Raw genomic sequence first — 23,054 nt, 5'->3', positions numbered from 1 at the left:
TGACAGGTATCCGGGCCGGTTGCGTCCAGGGCGTCCAGGGCGTCCGCACCTCGCGAGATCCACATTCGGTAGCCGGCCTCTCGGCCGTTGCCTGCAGAACCTGGATTTCGCAGCAACGCGTCGGGCGTTGCCCACCCAGTGTCGTCGGTTAGTGTTCGGGCGGTGTTCCACGTGCTGACCACGACGTATCTGCATCCCCCGGACGTGATCGACCAGATCCGTCCCGCGCACCTGGAATGGCTGGGTGAGCAGGTCGCCCAGGGCAGGATCCTGCTGGCGGGGCGGGTGGAGTCGCAAGCCGGCGCGGTGCTGGTCACCGGCGACATGAGCGCCGAGGATGCCGACCGCATCATCGTGGCCGACCCGTATCAGCAGGCCGGCGCGGTGCGTTACGAGCGGGTGTCGTTCAACGGCGCCTTCCGGGCGCCCGCACTGTCAGATGGCTGACATGTTCGCAGATCGGGATTAGTGGGCATAGGGTCCCGGTTACACCCGTTTGGGTGCCGCATCGTCGCGGCGAACTCCCTGATGTGACCCGGCCTTGGCGCCGGCTGTCGTAAAAGACGATGAAGAGGATGAGCATGACGACTGTTTCCGCATACGCCGCCACGTCGGCGACCGAACCCCTGACCAAGACCACCATCACCCGTCGCGACGTCGGCCCCCACGACGTGGCGTTCGATATTCATTTCGCGGGCATCTGCCACTCCGACATCCACACCGTCAAGGCGGAGTGGGGTCAGCCCAACTACCCGGTCGTGCCGGGCCATGAGATCGCGGGCATCGTGACCGAGGTCGGCTCCGAGGTGACCAAATACCAGGTCGGCGACCATGTCGGCGTCGGCTGTTTCGTCGACTCCTGCCGCGATTGTGACAGCTGCCGGGCCGGGCTCGAGCAGTACTGCACCAACACCGGCATGGTGGGGACCTACAACGCGGTGGGCCGCGACGGCGAGCCCACTCAGGGCGGGTACAGCGGGGCGATCGTCGTCGACGAGAACTACGTCCTGCGCATCCCCGACAGCATCCCGCTCGACGCTGCCGCGCCGCTGCTGTGCGCCGGAATCACCCTGTTCTCGCCGCTGCGGAACTGGGACGCCGGCCCGGGCAAGAAGGTCGCGGTCATCGGCCTGGGCGGTCTGGGCCACATGGGCGTCAAGCTGGCCAAGGCCATGGGCGCGGAGGTCACCGTGCTCAGCCAGTCGCTGAAGAAGATGGAGGACGGGCTACGCCTCGGGGCTGACGAATACTACGCCACCAGCGATCCCGACACCTTCGCCAAGCTGGCGGGTCAGTTCGATCTGATCCTCAACACCGTCTCGGCGAACCTCGAGCTGGGCGCCTACCTGGGCCTGCTCAAGCGCGACGGCACGCTGGTCGAACTCGGTGCCCCGGAACATCCGCTGGAGGTGCCCTTCTTCCCGCTCGCTGCCATGCGGCGCAGCGTCGCCGGCTCCATGATCGGTGGCATCGCCGAGACGCAGGAGATGCTCGACTTCTGCGCCGAGCACGACGTACGCCCCGAGATCGAGGTCATCGAACCCGATTACATCAACGAGGCCTACGAGCGCGTGCTCGCCAGCGACGTGCGCTACCGCTTCGTGATCGACACCGCCTCGCTGCGGAGCTGACCGGCGACAAAACGGCCGGAGTGCGTTCCACACTCCGGCCGTTTTCCTGTCTGCGACTCAGACGCCCAGCGTGCGCTGGATATCGCCCTTCATGGCGTTGAGCTGGGAACCCCAGTAGCCCCAGCCGTGCGTGCCGCTGGGCGGGAAGTTGAACGTGCCGTTGCTGCCACCGGCGGACCGGTAGGCGTCCCGGAAGGCCCGGTTGCTGTCCTGGGTGATGTTCTCGAGCAGCTGGCCGGGGATGTCCCCGCCACCGCCGAGGTCACCCGGTCGACCGTTACCGGTGTACACCCAGATGCGGGTGCCGTTGGCGACCAGCCGGCCGGCCTGCAGGGTCGGATCGTTGCGCTGCCAAGCCGGGCCGCCGCCCGGTCCCCACATCGCGGTGGCGTCGAAGCCGCCCGAGTCGCGCATCGCGAACCCGACCAGCGTCGGCCAGATACCCTGCGACAGGTTCAGGAACCCCGACAGGGAGCCGGCGTAGCTGAACTGGCCCGGATGGTAGGCTGCCAGGATCAATGCGGAGCTGCCGGACATCGACACACCGACGACCGCATTGCCGCTGGGCGAGATGCCCTTGTTGGCGGCCAGGTAGGCCGGCAGCTCCGAGGTCAGGAACGTCTCCCACTGGTAGTTGTAGGTGCGGCCATTGCCGACGGCCGGCGACTGCCAGTTGGTGTAGAAGCTCGAGGTGCCGCCGACCGGCATGACGACCGACAGCCCGGATTCGTAGTAGTTCTCGAATGCCGCCGTCTCGATGTCCCAGCCGCTGTTGTCCTCGCGGGCCCGGAGTCCGTCGAGCAGATAGACCGCCTTGGGACCACCGCCTTGGAACTTCACCGGGACGGTGGTGCCCATCGCCGCCGACGGCACCATGAGCGTCTCGACCGGCAGACCCGGCCGTGAGTAGGCGCCGGCCGTTGCCGAACCGCCGGCCACGGCTACCAGGCCCGGCAGCATCACGGCTGCCAGCGCGCTGGCCATCAGCCGGCGCCGCACGCTGTGCATGAATCTCATATCGTTTTTCGCCATCCTCTTGAGCTCGCCGTACGGGCGCGCGTTCCGTGGAAAGGTGAGCGGACGGTGCCGCTGCTTGGCACCCCGCACGCGCAGACGGTTCACCGCTGAACCGATGCCGCCACCCGATACGTCGCGATGTGATGCCCCGGTGTTACGCCCTCGAAATCGGCCGGGTTACCACCGGTCATGTTTTCGTCAGAAAAGCGTCGTGACCAACCCGGCGTGGGACGACAGCTGGCTCGCACCGTGTCGCTGCGCCGAATGGCGGCGAGTTCGTCGGGAGGACTAGAAGTCCCAGTCCTCGTCAGTGGTGTTGACGGCCTTGCCGATCACGTAGCTGGAGCCTGAGCCGGAGAAGAAGTCGTGGTTCTCGTCGGCGTTCGGGCTCAGCGCCGACAGGATCGCCGGGTTGACGTCGGTCTCGTCGCGGGGGAACAGCGCCTCGTACCCGAGGTTCATCAGGGCCTTGTTGGCGTTGTAGCGCAGGAATTTCTTGACGTCCTCGGTCAGACCGACGCTGTCGTAGAGGTCCTGTGTGTACTCGACCTCGTTGTGGTAGAGCTCGAAGAGCAGTTCGTAGGTGTAGTCCTTGAGCTCCGACTGCGTGGCCGGATCCTGCATCGCCAGACCGCGCTGGAACTTGTAGCCGATGTAGTAACCGTGCACGGCCTCGTCGCGGATGATCAGCCGGATCATGTCGGCGGTGTTGGTGAGCTTGGCGCGACTGCTCCAGTACATCGGCAGGTAGAAGCCCGAGTAGAACAGGAAGCTCTCCAGCAGCGTGGAGGCGACCTTCCGCTTGAGCGGCGAGTCGCCCTTGTAGTACTGCATGACGATCTCAGCCTTGCGCTGCAGGTTGGAATTCTCCTCCGACCAGCGGAACGCATCGTCGATTTCCGCGGTTGAGCACAGCGTGGAGAAGATGTTGCTGTAGCTGCGGGCGTGCACCGACTCCATGAACGCGATGTTGGTGTACACCGCCTCCTCGTGCGGGGTCAGCGCGTCGGGAATGAGGCTGACGGCGCCGACCGTGCCCTGGATGGTGTCGAGCAGCGTGAGCCCGGTGAAAACCCGCATCGTGAGCTGCTTCTCGTGGGCGGTGAGCGTGTTCCACGACGGGATGTCGTTTGACACCGGCACCTTCTCGGGCAGCCAGAAGTTGCCGGTGAGCCGGTCCCACACCTCGGCGTCCTTGTCGTCCTGCAGGCGGTTCCAGTTGATCGCCGAGACACGGTCGATCAGCTTCATGCCATCACTCACCAGAACCCCACTTCACCACGTCTTTCGCCAGTTCGCCGCAGACCGCACGGCTAATGCCGACACTACTCGTAGTGGCTGACACGACGGGCCAACCCACATATTGGGTTTGCGGCGTGTCGCGCGCTCAGGCGGCGCGCTTGCGGCGGCGGACGCCCTCATGCAGTGGAAGGTCGGGGTCGATGGCGATGCCGAGCAGCTCACAGGTGCCGTTGATCGACCCGATCATGATGGTCGTGAGGTGGGCGACGAACTCCTCCGACGGCATCCGCCGGGGACTGTCCTGTGCGGCGCCCAGCCACCAGTCGGTGGCCGAGGCGATCGACCCGAACGCGGCGTAGGCGGCGAGTTCGAGCGCGGCGGCGTCCAGCTCGATATCCCGCAGCTCATTGTCGAACAGTTCGGCCATCGCCAGCGTGATCTCGCGGCTCTCGTTGAGCGCCCGCATGGTCGGCTCGCTCTGCTCGGCGAAGCGGCCCTGGATGAGGAAGCGGATGACGTTGGGATGCTCGTCGACCAGCCTCACGTATTGTTCGACGGCGCGTCGGATGACCTCGCGGCCCGAATCCACGGACAGGTCGATCGACGGGAAGATGGCTGCCCACAACACGTCCCGAAGCCGCTCACCGATGGCATGGAAGAGGTCGGACTTGTCGGTGAAGTGGCGGTAGATCTTGGGTTTGGCGGTGCCGGCCTCTTCGGCTACCTCACGCAGGCTGACCTCGGGGCCCTGCCGGTCGATGGCCCTGAACGCGGCGTCGACGATTTCCGAGCGCACCTTCTTGCGATGCTCGCGCCAGCGTTCGCTGCGCGCGTCCACTTTGCCGCCCGGTTTGTCACCGGTGCGTGCTCTCGACCCTCGCCGCACCCGCTCACTGTACTCGCTTCGGTGCCGCTGACCTGCTCAGAACCCGGGCCGGCGCGACGTTGGGAGCGGGCAAGGGACCCGACTCGCCCGCGCAGCCGCCTGCACGCACCTTGGGTACTATCTGTCGCGACAGCCCGACAGACGAGACGAGATTCATGACTCAGCGATACGACCTGGTCATCGCAGGTGGCGGCCCTTCCGGCTCGGCCGCGGCATGGCAGGCCGCACAGACCGGCGCGAAGGTCGTCGTGCTGGACAAAGCCGTGTTCCCGCGCGCCAAGCCGTGCGGTGACGGCCTGACCGCGCGGGCGGTGAGCTACCTGCAGAAGATGGGCCTGGCCGACGAGGTCGCCACGTTCCACCGCGTCGACCGTGTGACGGTCTTCAGCCCCAGCCAGTGGGAGTTGTCGTTCCCCAAGCGTCCGGGCATGCCCGACCACGGGCACACCGTGAGTCGCGAGCATCTGGACACCGTGCTGCTCAAGCATGCCGAGTCCGCGGGCTCGGAGGTGCGTCAGGGCGCCGAGGTCACCGGCCCCGAACTGGACGCCAACGGCCGGGTGATCGGCGTAACGCTGAAGGGCGGCGAGAAGATCTACGGCGACGCGGTGATCGCGGCCGACGGCGCGTACTCCCCCATCAAGCGGGCCCTGAAGATCGATTCGCAGTACAACGGTTACTCGGCGATCGCGATCCGTTCGGAGATGCACGCCAACCGTCCCGACTCCGACAGCCTCGACATCTACCTGAAGTTGGCGTTCCAGGGCGATCAGCTACCCGGGTACGGCTGGGTTTTCCCGATGGGTGACGGGATCTTCAACATCGGCCTCGGCTACGTCAACAGCTACAAAAACTGGCAGTCGATCAACGCCACGCAATTCCTCGGCGAGTTCCTGCGATCACTTCCTCGCGAATGGGATCTTCCCCCGATCGAGGAACTGAAGAAGAACAAGAGCGTGCGGGCCTGGCGGTTACCTATGGGCTTCACCGCGTGGCCGCCGTGGCGTCCGGGCGTGCTGTTCACCGGCGATTCGTTGGGCGCCGGCAAGCCGGCGTCGGGCGCCGGGATCTCCAAGGCGCTGGAGTCTGGGCTGGCCGCCGGTGAGTGCGCGATCGCCGCGCTGACCAACGGTGGTCCCGACGACTTCACGAACTACGCGCAGCGGATGGAAACGGCGTGGGGCCGGGAATACAAGCGGGGCCGCTACTTCCACAAGCTGGCCGGCATCCCCGCCGTTGCCAACAACGGCATCAAGTTGATCGACAACGCGTTCTTCCGGGACCGGTTGCTCAAAGCGCTGTACAAGAAAGAGCAAGGGCCACAGCACAAGTACTGAGAGTTCCGCCCCGCCGAGTGATCGGCGCACCAGTCGGCGAGGCATGGCCGAACTGGCGCCGACGGGCACAGAAGCCTCGACAGGCACCTGCGACTACCGGTGGACGGCATCCCGTGCTGTCGATCTACCAGGCCGATATCCGGGTCGTCGCTGACAACCTGCCCGACTACGTCAACAGGCTGTCCGACGGGCCTCCTGCGCCACCGACCGCCCTGCCGGCCGTCCGTTTCCGGTCTGATCACGTGAGCTGAGGGTGCGGACCTGGCGCCGGCGTCAGCGTCGACCGCGGCCGGCGCGGCCCGGCTCACGCGCGCCCCCACCCGCCGCAGCGCGGGCGGCGTGCTTCGCGAGCGCCTTCTCCCGCGCGGTGCGTTTCGGTGCCGGCTCAACCTGGCCCCGCGACGAACCGGGTTTGCGGCCCCGCACGATCCCGATGAAGTCCTCGAGCAGCGCCGACTGCGGCCCCTCCGGTACGGCCAGCGCCACCGGGCAGGCGGGAGCGTCGGTAATCGGACGGTAGGTGAGGTCCTTGCGGTGGTACAGCCGCGCCAGCGACTGCGGAAGGATGAGGGCGCCGATCCCTGCGGCGACGAGTTCGACGGCGTCAGCGGTGTTTTGGGGTCGGTGCTGGACCGGGGCGCCGGGAGCGTCCGCCCAGGCGACGACATGGTCGCGCGGGAGCAGTATCGGCTCGCCGTCGAGGTCCGCCGCGGTGATCACGTCCGCGGCAGTGAGAAGGTGATCGGTCGGCACCACGGCAACCGTCGTCTCCTCGTACAACGGGATGACGGCCAGCCCCGAGGTATCGGTCGGTATCCGCAGCAAGGCCACGTCTACGGTGCCGTCCCGCACGGCGGCGGCCGCCGCCGCCGCGGCGACGGCGCACAACCGCAGCGGAACCTCAGCATGGCGCTCCTCCCAGTTGCGGGCCCACTTCGCGGGCGTCCCGCCGGGGACGTACCCGAGGGTGAGCGAGGGCAGCGAGGAAGAAGGCACCGCATCAGGCTACCGATACGCTTAGTGCCATGAGCAGGCCGAATGCGCAGTCCATGAAGCCCGCCACGGCGGCGAAGAAGCTGGACGTGTACTTGCCCGCGACGCCTGCGGAGTTCAAGGAGAAGCCAATCACCCGCAGCGAGCTCGGCGCCCTGCACGCGGATCCGCCGCAGTGGCTCAAGGACCTCCGCAAGAACGGACCGCACCCCAAGAACCTCGTCGCAGCCAAGCTGGGCGTCTCGATCGCCGCGCTGACCCGCAACGGCATCGAGGACGCGTTCACCACCGAGCAGATCAATGCGCTGCTCGAAGACAAGCCCGAGTGGCTAATCGCCGAACGCAATAACTACCAGGAGATGCTGCGCGAACAGCGACGCCTGAAGTCGCTGCGCGCGGAACACGCTCGCGAGAGCTGAGCCTGAACCTCACCGGCCCCTACTGCCTACAGCATGCAGGAGACGCAACCCTCGACTTCTGTTCCCTCCAAAGCCATTTGGCGTAGACGGATGTAGTAGAGCGTCTTGATGCCCTTACGCCAGGCGTAGATCTGCGCCTTATTGACGTCGCGCGTCGTCGCGGTGTCCTTGAAGAACAGCGTCAGGCTCAGCCCCTGGTCGACGTGCTGGGTCGCCGCGGCGTAGGTGTCGATGATCTTCTCGTACCCGATCTCATACGCGTCCTGGTAGTACTCCAGGTTGTCGTTGGTCAGGTACGGCGCCGGGTAGTAGACACGGCCGATCTTGCCTTCCTTGCGGATCTCGATCTTGCTCGCCACCGGGTGGATCGAACTGGTCGAGTGGTTGATGTAGGAGATCGACCCGGTCGGCGGCACGGCCTGCAGGTTCTGGTTGTAGATGCCGTGCGTCTGCACCGACTCCTTCAGCCGCCGCCAGTCGTCCTGGTTCGGGATGCGGATGCCCGCGTCGGCGAACAGCTGCCGGACTCGTTCGGTCTTTGGCTCCCACGGCTGCTCGGTGTACTTGTCGAAGAACTCACCGGAGGCGTACTTCGAGCGCTCGAACCCCTCGAAATGCGTTCCTCGTTCGATCGCAATGCGGTTCGACGCCCGCAACGCGTGGAAGAGCACCGTGTAGAAGTAGATGTTGGTGAAGTCGATGCCCTCTTCGGAGCCGTAGAAGATCCGCTCCCGGGCCAGGTACCCGTGCAGGTTCATCTGCCCAAGGCCGATCGCGTGTGAGTCGTTGTTGCCCTTCTCGATCGACGGGACCGAGGTGATCGACGTCTGGTCGGAGACCGCAGTCAAGCCGCGAATTGCCACCTCGATGGTCTGCGCGAAGTCGGGCGAGTCCATCGCCTTGGCGATGTTCAAGGATCCGAGGTTGCAGGAGATGTCCTTGCCGACCTTCGCGTAGGACAGGTCGTCGTGGAACTCCGAGGGCGTCGACACCTGAAGGATCTCCGAGCACAGGTTCGAGTGCGTGATCTTGCCCTCGATCGGGTTCGACCGGTTCACCGTGTCCTCGAACATGATGTACGGATAACCCGACTCGAACTGCAACTCGGCCAGGGTCTGGAAAAACTCGCGCGCCTTGACCTTCCTCTTGCGGATCCGGCTGTCGTCGACCATTTCGTAGTACTTCTCGGTCACCGAGATGTCGGCGAACGGCACGCCGTACACGCGCTCGACGTCGTACGGTGAGAACAGGTACATGTCCTCGTTCTTCTTCGCCAGCTCGAACGTGATGTCCGGGATCACCACACCGAGACTCAGCGTCTTGATGCGGATCTTCTCGTCGGCGTTCTCGCGTTTGGTGTCGAGGAACCGGTAGATGTCCGGGTGGTGGGCGTGCAGGTACACCGCGCCGGCGCCCTGCCGGGCTCCGAGCTGGTTGGCGTAGGAGAACGAGTCCTCGAGAAGCTTCATGATCGGGATGACGCCCGAACTCTGGTTCTCGATGTTCTTGATCGGTGCGCCGTGCTCACGAATGTTGCTCAGCAGCAACGCCACTCCGCCACCACGCTTGGACAGCTGTAGCGCGGAGTTGATGGAGCGCCCGATCGACTCCATGTTGTCCTCGATGCGCAGGAGGAAGCAGCTGACGGGCTCGCCCCGCTGCTTCTTGCCCGAGTTGAGGAACGTCGGAGTCGCCGGCTGGAAGCGCCCGTCGATGATCTCGTCGACCAGTTTCTCGGCCAGCGTCGTGTCCCCGGCGGCCAGCGTCAAGGCCACCATCACGACGCGGTCCTCGAAGCGCTCGAGGTACCGCTTCCCGTCGAACGTCTTGAGGGTGTAGGAGGTGTAGTACTTGAACGCCCCGAGGAACGTCGGGAAGCGGAACTTCTTGGCGTACGCCCGGTCGAGCAGCGTCTTGACGAAGTTGCGCGAGTACTGGTCGAGCACCTCGCGTTCGTAGTACTCCTTCTGGATCAGGTAGTCGAGCTTCTCGTCCTGATTGTGGAAGAAGACCGTGTTCTGGTTGACGTGCTGCAGGAAGTACTCCCGGGCGGCGAGCACGTCCTTGTCGAACTGAATCTTGCCGTCTTTGTCGTACAGATTCAGCATCGCGTTCAACGCGTGGTAGTCGGTCTCCCCGGGAAGCGCGTGCGCGCCGGTGCTTACCGGCTCTGCAGCTGTGACGGTGGGTGGCACGTCTGTTCCTTCCAGAAAGTTTCGAGACCGGCGCGGACCGCGAGGACGTCGTCGACCGTCCCCATCAGTTCGAAGCGGTAGAGATAGGGGATGCCGCACTTGCGGGACACCACGTCGCCGGCGTAACCGAATTCGGCGCCGAAGTTGGTGTTGCCCGCGGCGATGACGCCGCGGATCAACGACCTGTTGTGTTCGTTGTTCAGGAATGCGATGACCTGTTTGGGGACGTAACCCCCGGCGTCCGGATCAGGCCCGTTCGCCTGTCCGCCGCCGTAGGTGGGCAGCACCAGCACGTACGGCTCTCGAACCAAGTTGGCGTCCTCGATGCGTCCACGAATCGGGATCCGGATGGCGGGCAATCCCAGCTTCTCGACGAAGCGGTGGGTGTTCTCCGAGACGCTGGAGAAGTACACCAGGTTGCCCATCACAGTCCTTCTGAGTCGAATCCGCAGTAGCCGCGTACCCGTCAGGCGGTCGCGGCCACCGCGCCGGAGAGCGCCTGGATCCGGTCCGGACGGAAGCCCGACCAGTGGTCATTGCCCGCCACCACGACGGGCGCCTGCAGGTAGCCGAGAGCCATGACGTAGTCGCGCGCCTCGCTGTCGAGTGAAATGTCCACGACGTCGTAGTCGATGCCCTGCTTGTCCAGCGCCTTGTAGGTGGCGTTGCACTGCACGCATGCGGGTTTGGTGTACACGGTGACGGTCATCGGCGGTACGGCTCCTTACGCGAGCGGCGGTAGTGAAATCAAATCGGTCTGGCAACTGCATCGGTACTTCGCGCCGCTGTGATGTTCAGCGGTCCGCAGGCTCCGGAAATTCCTGGTCGGCCGGGGTACGTCTCCAGCGGCCCGGATAGCCGGCTGCACTGGATTCCGCGCTCCGGCCGACCTCCGAATCTTGGTGGCCTGTCGGTGTGCAAGACACTACACCTAGTGGCGGACATCGCCGAGGGATACAAGATGTTCTGAACAACATTGGTGGAATTCCCAGGTCGTAAGCTCGCGCGAACCGCCCCATCGGCGTGTCGCCACGCCTAACGAGGAGTGTGTCGCTATATCTGGGTAGGTCTACCATCGAGCTCCGACAGCCGGCTCGGGGTCGATGCCGTCCAGATGCGGCCAGCAAACGCTGCCGGGTCGCTGGGCACGCCGGGGATGCTCCCGCTGCACTCGGGGTGATGCGAACGCCGCGTCGGTGTCGACGGCCCGGGCACGGAGCGCCCGCACCGGCTCGGCTACCGGATCGATGTCCTCTTGTGGAACGGCAACTCGGCCAGTACCGCTGATGTTTCTACCCAGCTAAACGGACTCCGGTCCGATGAATTCCGGCTCGGCTAAAGTCGGAACGGTGAGCGCCCCAGACCGCTTCGCCACGCGGCCGCACGAGTCGGCAAGGGCACGCTGTTCCGCCGCTTCGGCAGCCGGACGGGTCTGATGGTTCTGCTCGACGAAGACGAGGAAGCCGAGCAGCAGGCCTTTTTGTCCGGGCCGCCGCCGCTCGGGCCCGGCGCCCCGCCGCTGGAAGGGTTGTTGTCGTACGGACGCGCCCGGCACGCGTTCGTCCCCGACCACCACGGCCTGCTCGCGGATGCCGGGCGCGATCGGCAGACCCGGTTCACCGAGCCGTTCCGCCTGCATGACGCCCACGTCCGGAAGCTGCTGCAGTCTGCGGGCACCACCGGAGACCTCGCCGCGCAGGCCGCCGCCCTGACCGCCCTCCTCGAGGCCGACGACCTCGAGCACCGCCTCGCCGACGGCGCCACGCTCGACCAGTTGGCCGACGCGTGTGAGGGCGTGGCCGTCAAACCGTGTCGGCGGTGAGGCATGCCACGCTGGATCCTGCACGTCGACCTCGACCAGTTCCTCGCCTCCGTCGAGATGCGAAGGCACCCCGAATTGGAGGGCTGCCCGTCATCGTCGGCGGCAGCGGTGACCCGACGGAACCACGGAAGGTAGTCACCTGTGCGTCGTACCCGGCGCGCGAGTTCGGAGTGCACGCCGGGATGCCACTGCGCGCAGCGGCGCGGCGATGCCCCGACGCGACGTTCCTGCCGTCGGACACCGCGGCCTACGACGAGGCGTCCGAACAGGTGATGGGGCTGTTGCGCGATCTGGGCCACCCGGTGGAGGTGTGGGGCTGGGACGAGGCCTACCTCGGCGCCGACGTGGATGATCCGCTCGTGCTGGCCGAGCGCATCCGCGAGGTGATCGCCGACATCGGGCTGTCGTGCTCGGTCGGCATCAGCGACAACAAGCAGCGCGCAAAGGTCGCCACCGGGTTCGGGAAGCCGGGCGGGGTCTTCATGCTCACCGATGCCGACTGGATGTCCGCGATGGGTGACCGCCCGGTCGACGCGCTGTGGGGAGTCGGACCAAAGACGGCCAGGAAGCTCGGCGCCATGGGCATCACCACGGTGGCCGACCTCGCCGCGACCGACGCCACGGTGCTGACGTCGACGTTCGGACCGACGACGGGGTTGTGGATCCTGTTGTTGGCCAAAGGAGGTGGCGACGACAGGGTAAGTGCGCAGCCATGGGTGCCGCGGTCGCGGAGCCATGTGGTGACCTTCCCGCACGATCTGACCGGCCGCGCCGAGATGGACGCCGCGGTGGCGAGCCTGGCCGAGCAGACCGTGACCGAGGTCGTCGAGGCCGGCCGCGTCGTCACCCGCGTGGCGGTGACCGTACGCACAAGCAGCTTCTACACCCGCACGAAGATCCGTAAGCTGAGCGCGCCGACGGCCGACACCGGCGTCGTCACCGCCACCGCCATCGGGTTGCTCGCGCTGTTCGACCTCGACCAGCCGATCCGGCTCCTCGGGGTGCGCCTCGAGTTGGCGATGCCGGGACCCTCGAACATCCCGAAGACCCCGGAAGCCGTTGTCACCTCAGACCATTAACCTCGCCTCATGCTCCGGACTCGGAGTCGGCGCTGTGGGCCGGCCCCGGACAGGTCGCCGGCGCGCCCCGCACAGGCACCACTGAAGGCAGCGCGTCACCCTCAGGTCAGGACGCGGACACCGGGGCTCTCCGCCGACGGAAGTGACCTGGCCGCCGCCGTGGCGACCATCATTGAGACCGGCTTCGACGATCTCGCCCACGCGGTCGCGGACGCGTTCGACGGTGCGACGGTCGAGAGTCGCCGTCCGGCTTGCGCTGTACAAGGAGTTCGGCGAGGCCCGGTGGAGGGCCAGGGGCTGTTGAGCACCCGACCGTGGGACTGTGGTGGACGCTGAGCCCTACCGGCGGGGCCGCAGGGCGCGGGTGAACAACACATTGACCTGCCGCATCGCCACGCTGTACGGCCACCACATCGTGCGCTTGAACAGATAGAGCGCACGGATGTCAGGCGAGGTGTAGATCAGGTAGCGGTTGCGGCGCACACCGGCCAGGATGCGTTCCGCGACCCGTTCAGGGGACACGGCGTGGCCGCTGAAGCGCTCGGTCCACTTCTTCACGTTCGGATCATCGCGGTCGACGCCGGCGATCTGAACTGTCTGCACCAGTGGCGTTTTCACGGCGCCGGGCACCACCACCGACACCCCGATCCGATGGCGCGCGAGGTCAAAGCGCAACACTTCGGAAAGCCCGCGCAGACCGTACTTGCTCGCACTGTAGGCGGCATGCCAGGGCAGCGCGACGAGCCCCGCGGCAGAGGACACGTTGACCAGGTGACCGCCCCGGCGCGCCTTGACCATCGGCGGCACGAAGGTCTCGATGACGTGGATCGGCCCCATCAGGTTGATGTCGACCATCGACTTCCAGTGCTGGTGGGTCAGTTGGTCGACGGTGCCCCACGCCGAGACGCCGGCGATGTTCATCACGATGTCCATCGCCGGGTGAGCCCGGTGGATGTCGGCGGCGAACTGTACGACGGCGTCGTAGTCGGAGATGTCGAACGCGCGGTGCATGGCGACCTTGCCGCCGAGCGCACGCGCGTCGGCCACGGTGGTCTGGAGCCCGTCGGCGTCGCGGTCGGTCAAGAAGAGTTCGGCGCCGTCGCGCGCCAGCCGCAGGGCCGTCGCACGCCCGATACCGCTGGCCGCACCGGTGAGGAGACAACGCTTGCCGGTGAATCCGCTGCGCTGCGTCATGGCGGTGACCCTACCCGCCGGCCCGTCCGCTCAACCGGGCGCGCACCTCTGAGCTGCCCCACAAGCCATACAGCCACAGGCGCTCGACAACATCGAGCGCCCGCGCTGGATCGGCGCCGCGGCCGATGAAACCGCTGTCGCGCGACAACGTCATTGCCGTCGTGGCGGTCAGCGTCCGGACCAGTGCGGGCAGGTCCTCGGAGATCGGCCGGACGCCCTCGTCCTGGCGCACGAGCCCGACGATCTTCTCGATCACCGTGTCCTCGAAATCGTTCATGATCTCTCGGATCTGCGCATCGGTGTTCCGGGCCAGTGTGGTGGCACGCACGATCGGGTTGTTGCTGGCGAACACGGCGGCGGCGTAACCGACCATGCGCCGCGCGAAGGTGTCGGGGGACTCGTCGGACTCTCGGGGCGCGAAGTCGTGGGTGAGCTTGTCGAGTTCGGCCATCGCGTCGGCCACGATCACCGCGAGCACGGCGTATTTGGAGTCGAAATAGAAGTAGAACCCCGACCGCGCCACACCGGCCCGCTCGCTGATGGCGCTGACGGACAGGTCGGCAAACGGCTGCTCCTCCAGCAGCTCACGAACCGCGGCGACGATCGCGTCGCGTTGCCGGTCGCCGCGGCGGCGGCGGATCTCAGGCGTGGCGGATTGGGCGGTCATGACACCCAACCATGGCACCGCGGCGAGCCAGAACAAAACTTGACACGCGTCAAGAAGGCCGGTCAGGATGAGGAGCAGGTGACGTGCACCACAGCGTTGTGATCACCAGGAGCGTTCAGATGGCGACCATCAGCACCTCGGACTATCTGCTCGACCAAGCCCGGCGGCGGTTCACACCGACACTGAACACCATCCCGGGCATGGGCATCGTCGAGGAGCGGCTGCGAACCAAGCTGCACAACAACGAGTGGAAGCAGTTCGTGCTGGCCGAGCCGCCGGCCGGCAGCGGGCTCAAACCGGTGATGGGCGATTCCGGCCTACCGGTGCTCGGCCACATGATCGAGACCTTCCGCAGCGGGCCGGACTACCTCCTCGACGTGTACGAGACCTACGGTCCGCTGCACTACGCCTACTCCCCCGCGCTGCCCGCGGTGGTCGCACTCGGACCCGACGCCACGCAGGCCATCTTCTCGAACAAAAACAAGGACTTCTCCCAGCGCGGCTGGCATCCGGTCATCGGGCCGTTCTTCAATCGGGGACTGATGATGCTCGACTTCGACGAACACATGTACCACCGCCGCATCATGCAGGAGGCCTTCACCCGTACCCGGCTGGCCGGCTACGTCGAGCACATCGACCGGGTCGCCTCACAGGTCATCGCCCGCGACTGGGTGGAGAACGATCCCCGATTCCTGTTCTATCCGGCGGTCAAGGAGCTGACCCTCGACATCGCCTCCGTGGTGTTCATGGGCCACGAACCCGGCACCGACAAGGAGCTGGTCACCAAGGTCAACGACGCCTTCACGATGGCCACCCGTGCCGGCGGGGCGATCATCCGCACGAGCCTGCCGCCGTTCAAGTGGTGGCGCGGGCTGCAGGCCCGCAAGGTGCTCGATGATTACTTCGAGCAGCGGGTCAAGGATAGGCGCGGCTCCCAGGGCACCGACATGCTCACGGTGCTGTGCCACACCGCCGACGAGGACGGCAACACCTTCTCCGACCAGGACATCGTCAACCACATGATCTTCCTCGTGATGGCGGCACATGACACCTCGACCTCGACGTTGACGACGATGGCCTACCACCTGTCGCGCAACGCGGAGTGGCAGGATCGCTGCCGCGAGGAGTCCCAACGTCTGGGAGACGGGCCCCTCGACATCCAGGCACTCGAGAAGCTAGAGACCCTCGACCTGGTGACCAACGAATCGCTGCGGCTGGTGACGCCCTTGCCGTTCAACGTCCGCCAGACGGTCCGCGACACCGAACTGCTGGGCCACTATCTCCCGGCCGACACGAACGTGGTGACGTGGCCGTCGGTCAACCATCACCTCCCGGAGCTGTGGACCGACCCCGAGAAGTTCGACCCGGCCCGCTTCGCCGAACCGCGCAACGAGCACAAGAAACACCGGTATGCGTTTGCGCCCTTCGGTGGCGGCGCCCACAAGTGCATCGGCATGGTGTTCGGCCAGTTGGAGATCAAGACGGTGATGCACCGGCTGCTGCGCCGCTACCGGCTGGAGCCGTCGCGGCCCGGCTACGTGTCCAAGCTCGACTACGCGGGCATGCCGGTGCCGATGGACGGCATGCCGATCGTCCTGCGTCCGCTGCGCTGACTCAGGCGGCGAGCAGCCGGTTGGCGCAGGCGATGACGGCCCGCAGCGCGGACTGGGTGGGGTCCTGAGACCAGCCCATCGCCCATTCTGTGTGCGTGCCGTCGGATCCGCGGATGAACGTCGCGGTGTGTGAGCCGGCGGGAATCTGGTGGAAGGCGACCAGCTCCACGGCGATGCCCTGGTCGTGCAGCATCGCGGTCAGCGCTGCGATCGGACCGCATGCGGCCGCCGTCGCAGTGGCGATCCGGTCGCCGAGTGCCAGCGTCGCCTGAAAGTTGCGGGCCTGCGGGCCGAGCCGACCCGCCGGGCGTTCGGTGTCGGTGCAAGTCCACTGACCGAGCCGCAGTGGGCCGGCCGTGGGGGCGTATTCGTCGAGGAACGCGTCCCAGGTCATCTCGTCGACCTCCTTACGAAGACCGCGTGGCAGCCGCGAATTCCAGGCATGCGGTGCGGTCTCGCCGGCGGTGGGCGTGAGGGCGACTGCTGGCGATGTGGTGATCATGTGCCGGTTCTCTGGAGGAGGAGGTGACCGACGATGTAGCAACGACCCGCAGCGAGGGGTCGGTCCGGATCAGACCCCGCTGCGGGTTGCTACTACAAGTCGCCTTGGCACGTGGGCGATGCTAGACCTCCGCGCGGCGGCGATGCAAACGCTTTTTTCGCCGCGCCGGTCTGCCGCCGGTGGTGGTCCGCCATGCGCCGGCCGGCCCGATGGGACTCGCGATCGGCGTCGCAGGTCAGAAAGCGCGCCGAGACACGGCCACCCCGGCGTCTTCACGCGAAGACGTCCTCACCCTTCGCGACGCGCATCCCGAGATCGATCAAGTTGGTCGCCGAGGTGTGCAACCGCTCGCCGGCCTCCTTCGTCGCACGGCCGGCCAAGAACCGCGACCACGTCCCCTCGATCACGACGGCGAGTTTGAAGCACGCCATCGCCAGATACCAATGCAGCGCGTCGGTGTGCCGGCCACCCGCGGACACGTAGGCGTCCAGTAGGTCACGGCGACTCGCCAGCCCGCCGAGGGCCGCCAACTCCGACCCGGCGTTGATCGGATTCGGTTCGTGCGGCCAGCAGATCAGCATCCATCCGAGATCCAGCAGGGGATCACCGACGGTGCACATCTCCCAGTCGATGAACGCCGCCAGTTCGGGGGTGTCCCGGCGCAGCAGCACGTTGTTGAGGTGCGCGTCTCCGTGCATGATGCCCGGCTCGCCGTCGGCGGGCCGATTGCTCTCAAGCCATTCGGCCAAATCCGTCACGGCCGGTAGCCATTCCGGGGAGTAGCGATCGTGGCGATAGCTCCCGAGCAGCCGCAGGAATTGGGGTACCTGGCGGGCCAGAAAGGAACCCGGGCGTTTGATCGCGGCGAGTTCACTGCCCTCCCACGCCACGTTACCGAGCTGCGCCAGGCCCGCGGCGTAGGACAACCCCACCCGGTGGCGCATGCCGGGATCGTGCCGGTAGGCCTCGGCCACCTCGTTGCCGGGATTGAACCCGTCGATCTCCTCCATGAGGTAGAAGACCACGCCGAGCACGTCGAGGTCCTCACATCCCGCGATGAAACCCGGGTGTGGCACGGGGCTTCCAGCCAAGGTGCGCAGCACGGCGATCTCGCGCTGCATCGTCTTGTCGCTGGCCGGGCGCGGATGAACCGGCGGACGGCGCAGCACCATCGGCCGTTCGTCGAGGCGCAGCCGGACGACGACGTTCTGGCTGCCACCGGCCAGCGGGGTCACGTCGGTGACGGTGGAGCCTAGACCCTCCCGGCGGGCCCACCGCGTCAGGGCGGCTACATCGTCGTCGGTCAGGGTGGGTAGTTGCTGCGCGGCATCGGGCATGCCGACATCGTCTCAGGCCTTACCCGCCGTCAGCAGCAGATACTCCCATTCCATACGCGACGGTCCGCCCATCAGTTCATCGCCAAGCCGCGCGAGGTCGGTGTCCAGCTGCGCGGCTCGGTCCGAGTCGTCACCGACATTGCGGTACGCGGCGATGGTCGGGCCGTACACGGCCTTGAAATAGTCGCGGAACTCGGCACCGTCGGCGAAATGTGTCACCGGCAGGGTGCGGCGCTGGGCGACGACATCGGTGACCCGGTCCCCGAGGAGTTCTCGCACGTGCTCCTCACGCCCCCACTGCGGCGGCGGCGTCGCGCCGGGCGGCGGGGACGGCATGTAGGGCTTCATGGTGGCGAACAGCCGGCCGATGTGGCCCTCGGGTGTCCAGTTGATCAGCACGATCCTTCCGCCCGGCCGGCACACCCGGATCAGCTCGGCGGCCGCGCGTTGGTGGTAGGGCGCAAACATCACTCCGATGCAGGACATGACGACGTCGAAGTCGTTGTCCGCAAAAGGAAGAGTGTGCGCATCGGCCTCCTGCCACTCGAGCTCGACACCGGACTGTGCGGCGAGCGCGCGGCCGGCCTCCAGCAGTTCGGGAGTCAAATCACTCGCCGTCACCGCGGCGCCTGTGGCGGCGGCCGGGATGGCGGCGTTGCCGGTGCCCGCCGCGACGTCGAAAACCCGGTCGCCTGCGCTTATTCCAGCGGCCTCGACCAGCACCTGCCCCAGCGGGGCGACGAGTTCGGCCGCCAGTTTGGGATAGTCGCCGGAGGCCCACATGGACCGGTGTTTCGCGGCCAGTTGCCGGTCATCGACCGTGACGGTGTCGCTGCTCATGACGCGTCCTCCTTGTTCCGATGCACTCATCGTCACCCTTCGTCCGCGGCGTTTCCAGTTCCAGATCTGTACTGCCGGCGGTTTGTGCGCGACGATGTCTGTGCGGTCGTCGAGGAGGTGTGTCGATGTCGGGTTACGGCCAGTTCTGCCCGGTGGCCAAGGCCATGGAAGTGCTCGACGAACGATAGACGATGCTGGTTATCCGCGAAATGCTGCTCGGTAGTGCGCATTTCAACGAGCTGCGGCGTGGCGTACCGAAGATGTCGCCGGCGCTGCTGTCGAAACGGCTCAAAGCGCTGACCCGCGCCGGGGTCGTCGACCGCACCGAAATCGACGGTCGCACCAGCTATTCGCTCACCCGCTGCGGTCAGGAACTGGCCGCGGTGGTCGACGCGCTGGGCACCTGGGGCGTGCGCTGGATCGGTGGCCTCGGTGATGAGGACCTCGACCCCCATCTGCTCATGTGGGACATCCGCAGAAGCCTCCCGGTGGCGCGGTGGCCCGGGGGCCGCACCACCGTGGCCTTCCGCCTGGGCGGCGTCGATGCGGGCACCTCGCGGTGGTGGCTTGTTGTCGACGACGGGCGGGCCGACGTCTGCGATTTCGACCCCGGCTACGAGGTGACGGCCACGGTGCAGACCAGCGTGCGGGCGCTGACCAGGATCTGGCGCGGCGACTGCAGCTGGCAGCAGGCCCTTCTCGACGGCAGTGCGGCGGTGTCCGGTCCCGCCGACGTCCGTCGGGCGGTGCCGTCCTGGATCGGCCAGGCGTCGCTCGCGGCGGTGCCGCGGCCGGCGTGAGCGGATCGAACTTCCACTACGTGCCAGCGCCCCGCTGTCCGGTGCCGAGCCGGATGCACTGCCCGTCGAGCATCGCACATTCCGGCGATGCACTTGGACGCGGTGTAGGACCCCGCCGACGTCACGGTTCGTTAAGGCTTTCGGGTCGCGGACTGACTACCGTGGCGGTCATGGCCGGTCTCCCACGTACCACGCGCGCCTGGTGTGGTATCGCCGCAGCGGCCGTCGCGGTCGGTGTCACCGAACTGACGGCGGCGCCGTTCGGTCCGGAAGCCGACGCCCGCACCGCTGTCGGTTCCGCGGTGATCGACACGACGCCCGGTCCGGTCAAGGAGTGGGCGATCGCGACGTTCGGGATGGCCGACAAGCTGGTGCTGTCGCTTCTCGTTGTGGCGGTGATAGCGATACTCGCCGCCGTCAGCGCCGCGTTGCAGACGCGGCGCGTACCGGTGGGCAGCGCCGCGATCGTCGCCGGTGGCGTGCTCGGTGCCGCCGCGGTGCTGTCCCGGTCCGGCGCCGACGCGGTGGACCTGGTCCCGACGATCGCCGGAACGGTCTGCGGGGTCGCGGTTCTGCACCTACTGCTGTCCGGCCGGGTCACCGATGCGGCTGAGACCGCCACCGTCGACCGGGGCCGCCGGCTCTCGCTGATGGCGCTGGGCTTCCTGGCCGCCGGCGGTGTCGCGGGTGTGGCCGGGGCCGCTCTCTCCAGGCGCGCCGCCTCGGTCAGCGGTGATCGCGCCGCGTTCTCGCTGCCGCGCGTCGATGTGCCTGCACCGTCGATACCGGCGACGGTACAGCCCTCCGGTGTGGCCCTGCCGTCCTTCGTCACGCCGGCCGCCGACTTCTACCGCATCGACACCGCGCTCAGCGTGCCGCAGTTGAGCCGCGATCAGTGGCAGCTGAGGGTGCACGGGATGGTGGACCGCGAGATCACCTACCGCTTCGCCGACCTCGAGCGTTTCGAGGTGGTGGAAAAGGTCGTGACGTTGACGTGCGTGTCGAACCTGGTGGGCGGCGACCTCGTCTCGAATGCCACCTGGACCGGATACCGCTTGCGAGACGTGTTGGGCGAGGCGGGGATCCACGCAGACGCCGACATGGTCCTGTCCACCTCGAAGGACGGATTCACCGCGGGCACCCCAGTCGAGGCACTCACCGATTCGCGCGATGCGCTGCTGGCGATCGGCATGAACGGCGAACCGCTGCCGACCGAACACGGTTACCCAGCCCGTCTCGTGGTGCCCGGACTGTACGGGTATGTGTCCGCCACCAAGTGGGTCGTGGACCTGGAACTCACCCGCTTCGACCGGGCGCAGGCGTACTGGACGAGATTGGGATGGTCTGAGCGGGGGCCGATCAAGACCCAGTCCCGAATCGACGTGCCCCGCAGCGGAACCGACGTCGCATCGGGGCCGGTGACCTTCGGCGGCGTGGCGTGGGCGCAGGACCGCGGCGTGCGCGCTGTCGAGGTCCGCATCGATCCGCCCGGCGGTCGGGGCGAATGGCGGCAGGCCCAGCTCGGCGACAGCTACTCCAACGACACATGGCGGCTGTGGAGCTTTCCGTGGGATGCGAAGGAGCCGGGCCGGTACACCATGACCGTGCGCGCCACGGACAACACGGGCGTAGTGCAGACCGAGGATCGCGCCGACCCGGTGCCCGACGGCGCCACGGGTTGGCACACCGTCACTTTCCGCGTCGACTGATGTCTCTTCGTCTGATGTCTCTTCGTCTGATGTCTCTTCGTCTGATGTCTCTTCGTCTGATGTCTCTTCGTCTGAACTGTCTCTTCGTCTGAACGTGGGCGCCCGACACTCCATGGATCGACGACTTCCGCCTGCGCGCCGGCGGCTACACCGCGCAGAGAAGCCGGCGTCCTCGAGGCTCTGCTGAGGAATGTCTAACCGGCGTGCCATCCTCGACGTGTGCTGCTCGTCGATGTCGCCACCGCCTCGGTCGACGTCAGCGGGATGTCGTCGCGGCTGGCCAAGACCGCCCGGATCGCCGATCTGCTGAGCCGAGCGGGCGCGGAGCAGGATGTCCGGCTGATCGCGGTGACGGTCGCGTGGCTGTCCGGTGAACTGCCCCAGCGCCAGATCGGCGTCGGCTGGGCGGCATTGCGTTCGCTTCCGGAACCGGCCGCCGCACCGACACTGACCGTGACGGAGGTCGACGCGGCGTTCTCGGAGATCGGGGCCGCCGCCGGTAAGGGTTCACAGGCTCGCCGCGCGGCGCTGATCGCCGAGTTGTTCGCCTCGGCCACCCCGGTCGAGCAGACCTTCCTCCGCCGCCTGCTGACCGGAGAACTGCGTCAGGGGGCGTTGATCGGCGTGATGGCCGACGCCGTCGCCAAGGCCACAGGGGTCGGCGCCGCGGAGGTGCGCCGTGCGGCGATGCTCGCGGGCGCTCTGCCCGCGGTGGCCGCCGCGGCGCTCACCGGAGGTGACGCGGCGCTGGCACAGTTCACCCTGCAGGTGGGTACGCCCGTCGGCCCGATGCTCGCCCAGACCGCGACCGGAGTCGCCGAAGCACTTGACCGGCTGGGCGGAACTGCGGTGTTCGAGGCGAAACTCGACGGCGCACGCGTGCAGATCCACCGCCAGGGATCGGACGTAGCGGTATACACCCGTTCCCTCGACGACGTCACCGCCCGGCTACCTGAGGTGGTCGATGCGGCGCTCGCGCTGCCGGTCACCGACCTGATCGCCGACGCCGAGGCGATCGCGCTGCGCCCCGACGGGCGCCCGCACCGGTTCCAGGTGACCGCGTCACGGTTCGGTCGGGCGGCTTCGGGTGCCACGCAACCCCTGTCGGTGTTCGTCTTCGACCTGCTGCACGTCGACGGCACCGATCTGCTCGACCATCCGACCGTCGACCGGGTGCGGGTTCTCGACCACCTGGTCCCCGCGGCGTACCGCGTCGACCGACTCATCACCGACGACGGTGCCGCCGCACAGCGCTTCCTCGAAGCCACCCTCGCCGCCGGCCACGAAGGCGTGATGGCAAAATGCCCTGCAGCCCCATACGAAGCGGGCCGCCGCGGGGCGGGTTGGTTGAAGGTCAAACCCGTCCACACCCTGGATCTGGTGGTCCTCGCCGTCGAGTGGGGCAGCGGCAGGCGCACCGGCAAGCTGTCCAACATCCACCTCGGTGCCCGCGACCCGGCGACGGGGGGTTTCGTGATGCTGGGCAAGACGTTCAAAGGCATGACCGACGCCATGCTCGATTGGCAGACCACCCGGTTCCTCGCACTGGCCGACGGTCCGACCGACGGGTACGTGGTCACGGTGCGGCCCGAGCAGGTGGTCGAGATCGCGTTCGACGGGATCCAGGGTTCGACGCGGTACCCGGGCGGGCTGGCGCTACGGTTCGCTCGCGTTCTGCGCTACCGAGACGACAAATCGCCCGCAGAGGCGGATACCGTCGACACCGTTCGTGCCTTGTACGAACACGGTTGAAACCCGGGATTCGGCTCAC

19 protein-coding genes and 4 pseudogenes are annotated in these 23,054 nt (G+C 67.0%); 11 read left to right on the top strand and 12 right to left on the bottom strand.

Annotation, left to right across the window (positions count from 1 at the left end; all coding sequences use genetic code 11):
- Positions 1–162 precede the first annotated feature (162 nt).
- Both G6N07_RS06120 and G6N07_RS06115 read left to right on the top strand, forming a co-directional pair.
- A complete protein-coding gene (locus tag G6N07_RS06120) occupies positions 163–447 on the top strand; it encodes a YciI family protein (RefSeq protein WP_085189045.1) in 285 nt (94 codons plus the stop codon).
- Positions 448–581: 134 nt separating this feature from the next.
- A complete protein-coding gene (locus G6N07_RS06115) occupies positions 582–1,631 on the top strand; it encodes an NAD(P)-dependent alcohol dehydrogenase (protein WP_085189047.1) in 1,050 nt (349 codons plus the stop codon).
- A 57-nt stretch (positions 1,632–1,688) separates the two neighbouring features.
- Here G6N07_RS06115 and G6N07_RS06110 read toward each other — a convergent pair whose 3' ends face one another.
- The 3 genes from G6N07_RS06110 to G6N07_RS06100 all read right to left on the bottom strand — a co-directional run bounded on the left by G6N07_RS06110 (position 1,689) and on the right by G6N07_RS06100 (position 4,776).
- Positions 1,689–2,648, bottom strand: coding sequence for an esterase family protein (locus tag G6N07_RS06110; protein WP_085189153.1), 960 nt, complete (start codon positions 2,646–2,648; stop codon positions 1,689–1,691).
- A gap of 288 nt (positions 2,649–2,936) precedes the next feature.
- On the bottom strand, positions 2,937–3,899 hold the full coding sequence (gene nrdF, locus G6N07_RS06105; RefSeq protein ID WP_085189048.1) for a class 1b ribonucleoside-diphosphate reductase subunit beta: 963 nt from the start codon (positions 3,897–3,899) through the stop codon (positions 2,937–2,939).
- 136 nt (positions 3,900–4,035) lie between these two features.
- Complete coding sequence (locus G6N07_RS06100; protein WP_085189050.1) at positions 4,036–4,776, bottom strand: TetR/AcrR family transcriptional regulator; 741 nt, start codon at positions 4,774–4,776, stop codon at positions 4,036–4,038.
- 155 nt (positions 4,777–4,931) lie between these two features.
- On the opposite strand from G6N07_RS06100, the gene G6N07_RS06095 reads away from it, so the two are divergent.
- Entirely contained in the window at positions 4,932–6,113 is a 1,182-nt protein-coding gene (locus G6N07_RS06095) for an NAD(P)/FAD-dependent oxidoreductase (RefSeq protein ID WP_085189052.1), read from the top strand.
- Between the two features lie 273 nt (positions 6,114–6,386).
- Here the strand turns inward: G6N07_RS06095 and G6N07_RS06090 are convergent, their stop codons facing one another.
- Positions 6,387–7,109: a LysR family substrate-binding domain-containing protein gene (locus G6N07_RS06090; protein ID WP_085189053.1), complete on the bottom strand. Its 723-nt coding sequence runs from the start codon at positions 7,107–7,109 to the stop codon at positions 6,387–6,389.
- A gap of 29 nt (positions 7,110–7,138) precedes the next feature.
- Here G6N07_RS06090 and G6N07_RS06085 point away from each other — a divergent pair, with 29 nt between their 5' ends.
- Positions 7,139–7,525: a DUF5997 family protein gene (locus G6N07_RS06085; RefSeq protein WP_085189055.1), complete on the top strand. Its 387-nt coding sequence runs from the start codon at positions 7,139–7,141 to the stop codon at positions 7,523–7,525.
- A 26-nt stretch (positions 7,526–7,551) separates the two neighbouring features.
- Here the strand turns inward: G6N07_RS06085 and nrdE are convergent, their stop codons facing one another.
- From nrdE to G6N07_RS06070, 3 genes are read right to left on the bottom strand one after another with little or no spacing between them, the layout of a single operon-like run.
- Positions 7,552–9,720: a class 1b ribonucleoside-diphosphate reductase subunit alpha gene (gene nrdE, locus G6N07_RS06080; RefSeq protein ID WP_085189057.1), complete on the bottom strand. Its 2,169-nt coding sequence runs from the start codon at positions 9,718–9,720 to the stop codon at positions 7,552–7,554.
- Complete coding sequence (gene nrdI / locus G6N07_RS06075) at positions 9,687–10,145, bottom strand: class Ib ribonucleoside-diphosphate reductase assembly flavoprotein NrdI (protein ID WP_085189059.1); 459 nt, start codon at positions 10,143–10,145, stop codon at positions 9,687–9,689. Before nrdI ends, nrdE begins: the two co-directional genes overlap by 34 nt.
- 41 nt (positions 10,146–10,186) lie before the next feature.
- Complete coding sequence (locus tag G6N07_RS06070; protein ID WP_085189060.1) at positions 10,187–10,429, bottom strand: redoxin NrdH; 243 nt, start codon at positions 10,427–10,429, stop codon at positions 10,187–10,189.
- A gap of 666 nt (positions 10,430–11,095) precedes the next feature.
- Between G6N07_RS06070 and G6N07_RS06065 the strand changes: the two are divergent.
- The 3 pseudogenes from G6N07_RS06065 to G6N07_RS06055 form a co-directional block, all read left to right on the top strand.
- Positions 11,096–11,542 (top strand): annotated as a pseudogene (locus tag G6N07_RS06065) (TetR/AcrR family transcriptional regulator); the annotation flags it as partial.
- A 3-nt stretch (positions 11,543–11,545) separates the two neighbouring features.
- Positions 11,546–12,621: pseudogene (locus G6N07_RS06060) on the top strand (DNA polymerase IV).
- 90 nt (positions 12,622–12,711) lie between these two features.
- A pseudogene (locus G6N07_RS06055) lies at positions 12,712–12,855 on the top strand (AAA family ATPase); the annotation flags it as partial.
- A gap of 105 nt (positions 12,856–12,960) precedes the next feature.
- Here the strand turns inward: G6N07_RS06055 and G6N07_RS06050 are convergent.
- The gene (locus G6N07_RS06050) at positions 12,961–13,815 is read right to left on the bottom strand and encodes an SDR family oxidoreductase (RefSeq protein WP_085189064.1); all 855 of its coding nucleotides are present in this window, start codon (positions 13,813–13,815) and stop codon (positions 12,961–12,963) included.
- Between the two features lie 10 nt (positions 13,816–13,825).
- Positions 13,826–14,482, bottom strand: coding sequence for a TetR/AcrR family transcriptional regulator (locus G6N07_RS06045; RefSeq protein WP_085189155.1), 657 nt, complete (start codon positions 14,480–14,482; stop codon positions 13,826–13,828).
- Between the two features lie 119 nt (positions 14,483–14,601).
- Between G6N07_RS06045 and G6N07_RS06040 the strand changes: the two genes are divergently transcribed.
- Positions 14,602–16,095 carry a cytochrome P450 gene (locus tag G6N07_RS06040; protein ID WP_085189066.1) on the top strand — a complete coding sequence of 498 codons (1,494 nt, stop codon included), beginning with the start codon at positions 14,602–14,604 and terminating at the stop codon, positions 16,093–16,095.
- A gap of 1 nt (position 16,096) precedes the next feature.
- On the opposite strand, the gene G6N07_RS06035 is transcribed toward G6N07_RS06040, so the two are convergent.
- From G6N07_RS06035 to G6N07_RS06025, 3 genes are all read right to left on the bottom strand, one after another.
- The gene (locus G6N07_RS06035) at positions 16,097–16,597 is read right to left on the bottom strand and encodes a 2-isopropylmalate synthase (RefSeq protein ID WP_085189068.1); all 501 of its coding nucleotides are present in this window, start codon (positions 16,595–16,597) and stop codon (positions 16,097–16,099) included.
- Positions 16,598–16,869: 272 nt separating this feature from the next.
- Positions 16,870–17,934, bottom strand: coding sequence for a phosphotransferase family protein (locus G6N07_RS06030; protein ID WP_085189070.1), 1,065 nt, complete (start codon positions 17,932–17,934; stop codon positions 16,870–16,872).
- 12 nt (positions 17,935–17,946) lie between these two features.
- Entirely contained in the window at positions 17,947–18,774 is an 828-nt protein-coding gene (locus G6N07_RS06025; protein ID WP_085189072.1) for a class I SAM-dependent methyltransferase, read from the bottom strand.
- Between the two features lie 125 nt (positions 18,775–18,899).
- Here G6N07_RS06025 and G6N07_RS06020 point away from each other — a divergent pair.
- The 3 genes and pseudogenes from G6N07_RS06020 (at position 18,900) to G6N07_RS06010 (ending at position 23,035) form a co-directional block, all read left to right on the top strand.
- Positions 18,900–19,574, top strand: a pseudogene (locus G6N07_RS06020) (winged helix-turn-helix transcriptional regulator).
- A 170-nt stretch (positions 19,575–19,744) separates the two neighbouring features.
- On the top strand, positions 19,745–21,283 hold the full coding sequence (locus G6N07_RS06015; protein WP_085189157.1) for a molybdopterin-dependent oxidoreductase: 1,539 nt from the start codon (positions 19,745–19,747) through the stop codon (positions 21,281–21,283).
- 219 nt (positions 21,284–21,502) lie between these two features.
- Entirely contained in the window at positions 21,503–23,035 is a 1,533-nt protein-coding gene (locus G6N07_RS06010; protein ID WP_085189074.1) for an ATP-dependent DNA ligase, read from the top strand.
- The last annotated feature ends 19 nt before the right edge of the window (positions 23,036–23,054 follow it).

The sequence above is a fragment of the Mycolicibacterium doricum genome (genome assembly GCF_010728155.1).
In the GTDB taxonomy this organism is placed as follows: Bacteria; Actinomycetota; Actinomycetes; order Mycobacteriales; family Mycobacteriaceae; genus Mycobacterium; species Mycobacterium doricum.
The sequence above is the reverse complement of the archived record's forward strand: the minus strand, read 5'-3'. Positions and strand labels throughout refer to the sequence as shown.